Below are 8,998 nucleotides of genomic sequence, written 5' to 3'. Positions count from 1 at the left end.
AGCATCATTCATCACCTCAAGATTTTTATTACTTCTATTTTAATACAAAAAAGACTGTAGGCAAACTCGATAAAATCGAGTTTGTCTACAGTCTGAGGTTCTCACATTACATAATGTGAGAATCTTTTTACTTTTTATGCTCATTGTTTTTAATACCATCCCAGCTTTCCATTAATCCTATTCTTCCTTCCTCTTATCAAAGCGCCCTGTGTATTTAATCTTACGTTTTAATTGCGTACCTCTCTAAAAAGTAGCTTATTTACTAACATAGCTAAAATTGTAAAGGTAAGCTGCATTAAGATAAACTCCACAGTTTGTGAAACAACAAACCCACTCACCAACAGAATTCCTGTTCCTATAAGAAGTACTAAGAATAATCCGCTTTTCACAAAGAAATTTTTAAGTACCGAGATACCTGTGTAAAAAAAGCATGAGACGATAAAGAAAACATCATTTATTGCAGTTAGATTACGGCTTTCTAAATCAAACCACTTTATATCAAAATGGTAAAAGGGACAAAGTACGACTATTAAAAATGTAATGGTTGTGATAATCGTCAAATTCACAAAAAACATCGTCACAAATTCAATCCACTTGCCACCTCGCTTGATAAAAAGATACCAAATTTTGGTGATCAAGAAGGCGAGTGGCACTAACAGTGTTGTATAGTAGGCCTTCCACCAGATATGCTCGTATATATCAATATGTAAATAAAAGAGTTCCACTCCAGTTAAAAATAAGCTTCCCACAAGAATGGATCGAATTCCTAACCGGTAAATGGTAATAAAAGAGGCCATAATAGGAACGGTAAGTCCCTGACTAAAAATAGACCCAATCGTACTATCATAAAAAGGATCAGCTACGATTTCTGGTTTATATAAATAGCAGTTGAAGAAAACAAAGACGATTAGTTCAAATAAATAGCATATTCCCGCGCTAAAAAGCCAGAGAATAACGAAGTCTTTTCGACCTTTCCGACATCCTAGAACAAACAGGATCAGAGAAAAACCTAATAAGATCAAGTACCAGATGATATTCGGCATATTTATCTCCTAAAAAACAATAAGTTAGTATCATTTTATACAATTGAAACCATAAGTATTCTGACAGAATTCGACTTTCTCAGGTTTAGATTCTACTTTTAACAGTTCGGAACGTATTACTTTTGGAAAAAAAGGTGAAAAATCGCATCCTGCTCTAAGAATCTCGACCAACTAGAATGACTGAAACAAAACATGTTAAAACTTGAAATAGCACCCTAACTGTTTTATAGTGTTTAATGGAATTGACTAGTTGGTCAAGACAAAATAAAGATGAAAATTAGATACATAATATAGAGTTTTTTTAGTGACAGTTCGACCGAAGGAAGTTACTGGCACTAAAGAACGTGATAGATCAGAGGGGAGTCAATACACTGTGAAAATAAGTCAGTTTTCGATTAAAAGACCGATCTTTACCCTAGTTACAATGGCACTTATTTTAATAATGGGTGTTGTTTCAGTCTTAAACATCCCATTAAAACTAATTCCGGAAATTAACCCTCCTGTTGGAGTTGTTGTCACAAACTATCAAGGGGCCAGTCCGAACGAAGTAGTGGAAAAGGTTTCTAAGCCGCTTGAAGAATCTCTGTCAACGGTTCAAGGGTTAGACACAATTACGTCAAGATCACAGGAAAATGCGAGTCTGATTCTCATGCAATTTTCTTGGACAACGAGCATTGATGAAGTCCAAGATGAAATTCAGAGTAAAATGACACAAGCGCCATTACCAGATGACGCTGATAGCCCACGGTTTTTAAAATTTGATCCTGCGCAGTTTCCAATCATTCAGCTGTCATTAACGTCTAGTGAAAACGAAGAGCGTTTGCAAGAGCTGGCAGAAGAACTAGAAGGAGAGCTAAACAAGACGGAAGGTGTTGCAAGTGTTAACCTTTCTGGAATTGAAACAGATGAAGTAAGAGTTGAGTTAAATCAGGAAAAATTAAAAGAAAATATAGTCAGCCAAGCGGAAGTTGTTGATGTGATCCGTGCAAACTCTGTGACAACTCCGGGAGATATTGTTGTCACAGAAGGAAAGCAGTTAACAACGCGAGTCGTCAGCACGATTGATTCTGTTGATATTTTAAAGAATTTAGTAATCACTAAAAATCAAGATAACGGTGAAGACATTAAGCTCAGTGATGTGGCCACTGTCGCCATTTCGCCTCAGGAATCTTTTACAATTACGAGAGCAAATCAACAGCCCTCGCTTTTAGTTAGTGTACTTCAACAATCGAATGCGAATACGGCTGCTGTGTCAACGGCATTCCAAGAGAATCTGGAAGAACTTTTAGGTACTGAAAAATATGAAACCATAGATGCAGAAGTGATCTTTGATCAAGGGGAGTACGTTGACCAAGCAATTGGCAACATGTTGGACACGTTAATCATCGGCGGACTTCTCGCCATGGTGATATTGTTCTTATTTTTACGTAATGTAAAAAGTCCACTTATTATCGGGATTGCGATTCCTTACTCGGTTATCGTGACGTTTGTTTTAATGTACTTTTCTAATTTTACCCTTAACATTATGACACTTGGCGGATTGGCATTAGGAATTGGGATGCTCGTAGATAACGCAATCGTCGTAATTGAAAACATTTACCGTCATTTATCAATGGGAAAAAATCCGAAAGAAGCTGCCTATCAAGGGGCAAAGGAAATGGGCCCAGCTATTATTGCTTCAACTTTAACGACGGTTGCCGTATTCCTACCCGTTGTCTTTATATCAGGAATTATCGGCGAATTATTTAAAGAATTTGCACTTACCATAGCCTTCAGTTTACTTGCTTCATTATTTGTGGCGTTAACGATCGTACCAATGCTAGCAAGTCGATTGTTAACCAAGCCGGTTGAAAATACTGAGAGACTGCGCCGCGAATCTTCGGTCATGCAGTCGTTAGACAGATCCATTAAGTGGTCATTAAATAACCGAGCACTAGTGCTAGTGTTAACACTGCTTCTCTTCATTGGAAGCATATTTGGACTAACAAAGGTAGGCTCTGTTTTCCTACCAAATACAGACGAAGGTTTTTTCACGATTAATCTTCAGCTTGAAAGTGGAACAGCATTGTCAGAAACAAGCAAGGTAGTTGATCAACTCGAACAAAAGCTCGAAGATGAACAAGGGGTCGAGCTTTATGTAAGTCTGATTGGCTCAACGCAGGAAGAATCTTTTAGAGGCACAGGAAGTACAAATGAAGCTGAAATTTACGTAAAAATGGTCAATGTCGAACAACGAGATTACACCACATTTGATTATATCGATGATGTCAAAAAAGACTTCGAGCAATTGGCACAATCAACAAATAAAACGGCAGAAGTATCCTTTGGCACACAATCATCGACCGGATCAACGCCAAACACATTAACATTTAACGTGAAAGATACCGATGAAAATAGGTTAGAAGAAACAGTTGCGAAAATCAACAAAGCCCTTGTTGACCTAGATGATGTCACAGAGGTTACAAACGATATAAGCGAAACAATCGAAGAAATTCAAATTGAAGTAAATCGTGAAAAAGCACTTGAACAAGGATTGACTCCCGCTCAAATTGGCATGGTTGTAAATGATGTTACAAGAGGAACAGATGCTGTTCAAATGACCAACGAAGAAAACAATGAAATTTACATGGTATCAGTTGGCTATTCAAATGAGGCAACCGAAAGTATCGATTCACTAAAGCAATTATTAATTAAAAAACCGGATGGATCGTTTGTCGAACTTGGTGATGTAACAACGATTGAAGTAGGGGAAGGGCCAACTTCAATTGAACGAATTGACAAGCAAAGCGCCGTTCAGTTTACTTTGAAATACAAAAATACAACTAATTTAGGTGACATATCAGAAAAAGTAGATGAAGAAATTGAAGATCTAGAGCTACCAGAGGAAACCGACATCTCGTTTAGTGGGGACCGAGACCTACTAGAGTCTTCGATTGATGACATGGTTCTTGCGCTAACGTTAGCGATTGTTTTCATTTATATTGTGATGGCGGCACAATTTGAATCATTAAAATATCCGTTTGTTATCATGTTCACGGTTCCGCTCATGATGATCGGAGTAGCAGCGGCTCTTTTGGCGACAAATTCATCAATCAGCTTAACAGTTGTCATTGGTATCATTGTTCTAGCTGGAATTGTCGTAAACAACGCAATTGTCCTTGTTGATTATGTGAACCAAAAGAAAGAGGAAGGCTACAAAACATATGATGCATTAGTTGAATCTGTAAAAGTTCGTTTGCGTCCAATCCTAATGACTGCATTGACGACAATTCTAGGCTTGCTGCCACTCGCATTAGGACTTGGCGAAGGAACCGAAATTAATCAACCAATGGGAATAACCGTGGTCGGAGGCTTGATTTCAAGTACATTCTTAACTCTGTTTATCATCCCAATTCTATATAGCTTGTTTGACAAAGAAACGCGTAGAATGAACCGGAAATACGTCACTCCAGACGGCCAACTCATCCCAGCTTACTTGTTAGAAGATCGGATTGTAAACGAAAGACTAGAAGAGCCAGAAAGAGAAAAAGAGTTACCAGAGCCACTACTAGACAATGAACAAACCAATAATCGCCAAGAGCTAGACAAATCAAAATACGAAAAAGCTGACATGGTGCAGATGCTCGAGCAGATTTTGCATATTGTGAAGGATGAGAAAGAGGATAAGAAGTAAGAAGAGTTTTAGTTATATAATAAAAAGACGATGAACAGTGTGGATTTCTTTAGGGGGGGGTAGCACTGTTTTTTAAAACCTGCTATTTACAATGAAAAAAGCATAATTTCGAAACTAACTCTTTAAATCAAAAATTTGAGATTTTAAAGGAAAAGTAAACGAATTCATCGAAATATACTCTTAACTGGTTATATTCACCAAAAGTTAGGGAGTTGTAAATGTCTACAAATTCATTATGGAATGATAGAGTAAAAGAATTCTATCAAAAGATTCTTCAGTATTTTTCAATCATTGGATCAAGTGTTATTTACCCTATTTTTTACGATTCTGATTGAATGGCTGTTTATACACTGGTTTGTTTATTTCTTTTCAGCGAAGAGAATCAATAAATCTAGTTTTTTTAATAAGTTTACAACAAAGGAGAGCTAGACATGAAGGCACTACTACTTGGTATAATCTCATCTTTATTTTTTGCTGTGACGTTTATCTTAAATCGATCGATGGAGCTATCTGGTGGAAGCTGGCTTTGGAGTGCGTCCTTGCGTTATTTTTTCATGCTTCCTTTTTTAATTCTCATTGTCTTATTGAGTAAGAAAATGAATGGTCTCTGGAAAGAGATGTCGCAGCGTCCAATTGATTGGTTGATTTGGAGTTTTGTAGGTTTCGGCCTATTTTATGCGCCGATTTCTTTTGCGGGAGCTTATGGACCCGGATGGTTGGTCGCTGGGACCTGGTCGTTCACAATCATCGCTGGGACTTTGCTTGCTCCGTTATTTTATGAACGTGTTCAAACATCAACTGGAATTGTGAACGTGAGAGGGAAAATACCGATGAAACCTTTAGGTGCATCGGTTATTGTTTTGATCGGAATTGTTTTTATTCACGGTCAACATATTCAGACAATTGGTTTTTCAGATTCATTAGGTGTAATTCTTCCAATCGTAGTTGCTGCTTTTGCTTATCCATTAGGAAACCGAAAGATGATGGAACTGTGTTCAGGCAGGTTGGATATCTTTCAGCGAGTACTCGGGATGACGATTGCAAGTCTGCCACTTTGGATTGTGCTGGCGGTTTATGCACTGATAACGGTCGGTCTTCCAAGCTACAATCAAGTGGTTCAATCGTTCTTCGTTGCGGTTTGTTCAGGAGTGATTGCGACGGTTTTATTCTTCAGTGCAACAGAATTAGTCCGTCATGACCAAGAAAAGCTAGCGTCTGTTGAGGCAACACAATCAACTCAGGTCATCTTCGTTATTTTAGGTGAGTTCTTTTTTTTAGCAGCAGATCTGCCTAATTTTTTAGCGTTGACGGGGATTGGCTTGATTATTTTGGGGATGATTGTGCATAGTTATTTGTCTAGGAAGAAGGGGGAAGTGGTGGTTTTTGATCAAGGTGAGGTTAAGACCTCAGTCTGATAAATAAAATAAGCCGAAACTCAAATTCTAGTGAATTTCGGCGAAAAATATAAAGTTTTTAATTCATAAACTTAATTACAGTCTTGTTTTGTCTCTATAGAAAGTAAATCCTGAAAGAGTGGATCAAGGTCTATGTTAATACAAGAAAAAAGTGGAGATTTCATCGTATCACCGGGTATAAGTGTTGCGTGTAAGTCGTAGGTTTGATTGTTTAAAAGAAACTGATCAATGGTCTGATGAATTGGATCAACAATCCAGTATTCTTTAACACCGAAGTACGCATAGTTTTCCTTTTTCGTCGTTTTATCTCGCTTGCCTGTACTAGGAGAAAGAATCTCAACGACTAGGTCTGGTGCCCCGCTAACTTTATCATCTTGAATGATTGATAAGTTTTCATTCGTAATAAAGATAACATCAGGCTGAAATGTGTTTTTTTCGTCTAAATAAACATCGATTGGAGCGACAAGGAGTAATCCGTTTGAGTGGCAAGTGTTGTGTAGCGCAGAGAAGATCTTCGTAACAAGAACTTGATGTGTAACGGTAGGGGATGGTTTTAAGTCATAGCGGAGGCCGTTAATGATTTCATACTGTTCATCAATCAGAGCACGGCTTGGGTCAGTATTTACTTCAGAATAGGGTTCGGACTGTTCTTTTACTTGTTTAGAAATGGTTGGTCCCTTTGAGTTTTTCATGGTACAAACCTCCTTATTTTTCAAGTTAACTATATCATAATCTAGTCAGAAGAGATGTTAAAAAATGATAAATTTCAGGACATATTATTGTAACGGAGACAGCATAAGTGTAATAACCTATAATTTTTAAACAATTGCTAGAGTTAATGTTCAGGAGTTGCAGAGAAGCAGTAAAACAGGTCTATCTTTGGTTCAGGGTTCTCTATCAACGAAAATAGTATGTTTATCAACGTAAATGAACGTTCTATCGACGAAATTCCGGATTTACCGACGATTCGACATTATTCGACGCTTCAAATACGGTCACTAAAAGACCCATCAACCTATCCCGAATTCTTTATCACCTCTAAAATCGACCTCAAAACATCATCCTGTGGAGAGCTGAAGTAATTTTGAAATGGACAGCCTTGCATCTCAACGCGTTCCAGAACTCTTTCGATCGTGAAATTTGAAACATGCAAATCATCATTTACTTCTTCCCAATTAAGGGGCGCTGCGATATAGGCGCCTTCTTTTTTTCCTCGTAAGGAGTAAGGTGATATGATGGTTTTGCCTTCTGCATGTTGAATATAATCGAGATAAAGCCTGTTGCCCCGATTTTTTTTCAACCGTTCGATTGTAAAGTCATCTGGAAATGAGGTGACGAGAAATTCTGCGATAAATGCTGTGAAAACCCTCGTCTCATCATATGTAAATGCATTTTTCGAAAGGGGTATATGAATCTGCAACCCTTTGTTACCGGAGAGCTTTGGAAAGGTTACTAACCCAAATTGGTCGAAAATTTTCTTCATTTCAAGTGCCGCTTTTATTGCCAAAGGAAATACATCCCGAGAAGGTGGATCAAGGTCAAAGACAATTTCGATTGGGCTGCTTGTATCAATTGTTTGAAAGGGTAGGTGGAATTCGATCGCAAGCTGATTTCCTAGCCAAATAAGGGAGGACAAGTCATTGCAAATGATATACTCAATGTCATCATGTTTAACGGTCTGAATAAATGCGGGTGCATAATCTGGTCGGTTTTTTTGATAAAACGCTTCCCCGAACATGCCATGTGGAAAACGAATCACAGTTAGCGTGCGGTTTCTCAAAAAAGGTAGCATGTAGGGCGAAATCTGCAGCAAGTAATTAATGTACTGCTCCTTACTTAAATCTGTTGTTTCCCATAGAGGTTTGTCAGGGTGAGTGATGATGACTTCTTCTGAAATCGGTGCTATGGCAAGTTGAAGCTGCTCCCATGTGCACTCTTCCCACTGTTTATCAAATCGAAATGCAAAAAAAGAAGGTTCTCTTAGCTGACCTTTATAAAGGGAGAGAAATTGAATCTCTATGCAAATGGCTGGATCCATTTCTATGAGCTGACGTGATTCTTCGCGCATATTTTGTTTGATTGTTGTAAGCAATGCATCACGTTCTTCACTCGAAATTCCATGAGAAAAAACACCTACTGATAGGACTTGTTTGTTTTTTAAAACAGCTACATGAAAATACCCGTTCACTTTGTCATAGCCTGTGATGAAAAAAATCGCTTGTTTGTAATTTTTGATTTTAAGCCACTGCTTTGTTCGTGATCCAGCTTCCCATTTGCTTTGGAGGCGTTTTGCAATAACTCCTTCACCATCTTCGGATTTTATCTTTTTCCAAAGCTTTGAATACTCCGTTACATAGGGAACATACTGAATAAGGTCTGTATTGTGGTTGTCTACTTTTGTTGGAAGTTTCACGTTACTAAAGAGTGTTTCCAGTTCCTGTTTTCTAGCTTGTAACGGCTGGTTTACTAGAGTTTCCCCTTTGATCATAAGAAGATCAAAAGCTAAAAAGTGGCATGGTTGTTCCTTGGATGCTTGAGCAATTTTGTCTTTGCTTTTTAATCGACCACGAATTTGGATGTGTTCAAAGCTTGCAAAGTGTTGTGATTTAAGACAGGAAACTTCTCCATCAAGTGTGAGCGGGAGAAAAGGGGATAACTTTGCTTTTATCGTTTCGATATACGCAATGATTTCTGGAAATGCTTGATTAAGGTCTTTCCCATTTCGACTGATTAAATCAATAGTCGTTTCTTTTATAATTAAAATGGCACGGAATCCATCATATTTCGTCTCGTATACCCATTCAGATCCCTTTGGAACTTCTGTCGACAATGTTGGTAGCATTGGTTTCATTTAAAGTCAGCCCTTT

Annotated in this window: 5 protein-coding genes; 2 read left to right on the top strand and 3 right to left on the bottom strand. The window is 38.0% G+C overall.

The genetic code is table 11. The features are described from left to right. Positions 1–227: 227 nt before the first annotated feature. A complete protein-coding gene (locus ACFFIX_RS19435; protein ID WP_378936958.1) occupies positions 228–1,043 on the bottom strand; it encodes a hypothetical protein in 816 nt (271 codons plus the stop codon). A 373-nt stretch (positions 1,044–1,416) separates the two neighbouring features. On the opposite strand from ACFFIX_RS19435, the gene ACFFIX_RS19430 reads away from it, so the two are divergent. Continuing rightward, complete coding sequence (locus tag ACFFIX_RS19430) at positions 1,417–4,716, top strand: efflux RND transporter permease subunit (RefSeq protein ID WP_378936966.1); 3,300 nt, start codon at positions 1,417–1,419, stop codon at positions 4,714–4,716. A gap of 431 nt (positions 4,717–5,147) precedes the next feature. Next, on the top strand, positions 5,148–6,131 hold the full coding sequence (locus tag ACFFIX_RS19425; protein ID WP_378936956.1) for a DMT family transporter: 984 nt from the start codon (positions 5,148–5,150) through the stop codon (positions 6,129–6,131). A 71-nt stretch (positions 6,132–6,202) separates the two neighbouring features. On the opposite strand, the gene ACFFIX_RS19420 is transcribed toward ACFFIX_RS19425, so the two are convergent. Both ACFFIX_RS19420 and ACFFIX_RS19415 read right to left on the bottom strand, forming a co-directional pair. Next, on the bottom strand, positions 6,203–6,823 hold the full coding sequence (locus ACFFIX_RS19420; protein WP_378936954.1) for a Uma2 family endonuclease: 621 nt from the start codon (positions 6,821–6,823) through the stop codon (positions 6,203–6,205). 323 nt (positions 6,824–7,146) lie between these two features. Continuing rightward, positions 7,147–8,982, bottom strand: coding sequence for a DNA ligase D (locus tag ACFFIX_RS19415; RefSeq protein ID WP_378936951.1), 1,836 nt, complete (start codon positions 8,980–8,982; stop codon positions 7,147–7,149). Positions 8,983–8,998 lie beyond the last annotated feature (16 nt).

Origin of the sequence: Metabacillus herbersteinensis, from assembly GCF_042433335.1 — a bacterium.
GTDB lineage: Bacteria > Bacillota > Bacilli > Bacillales > Bacillaceae > Metabacillus > Metabacillus herbersteinensis.
The sequence above is the reverse complement of the archived record's forward strand: the minus strand, read 5'-3'. Positions and strand labels throughout refer to the sequence as shown.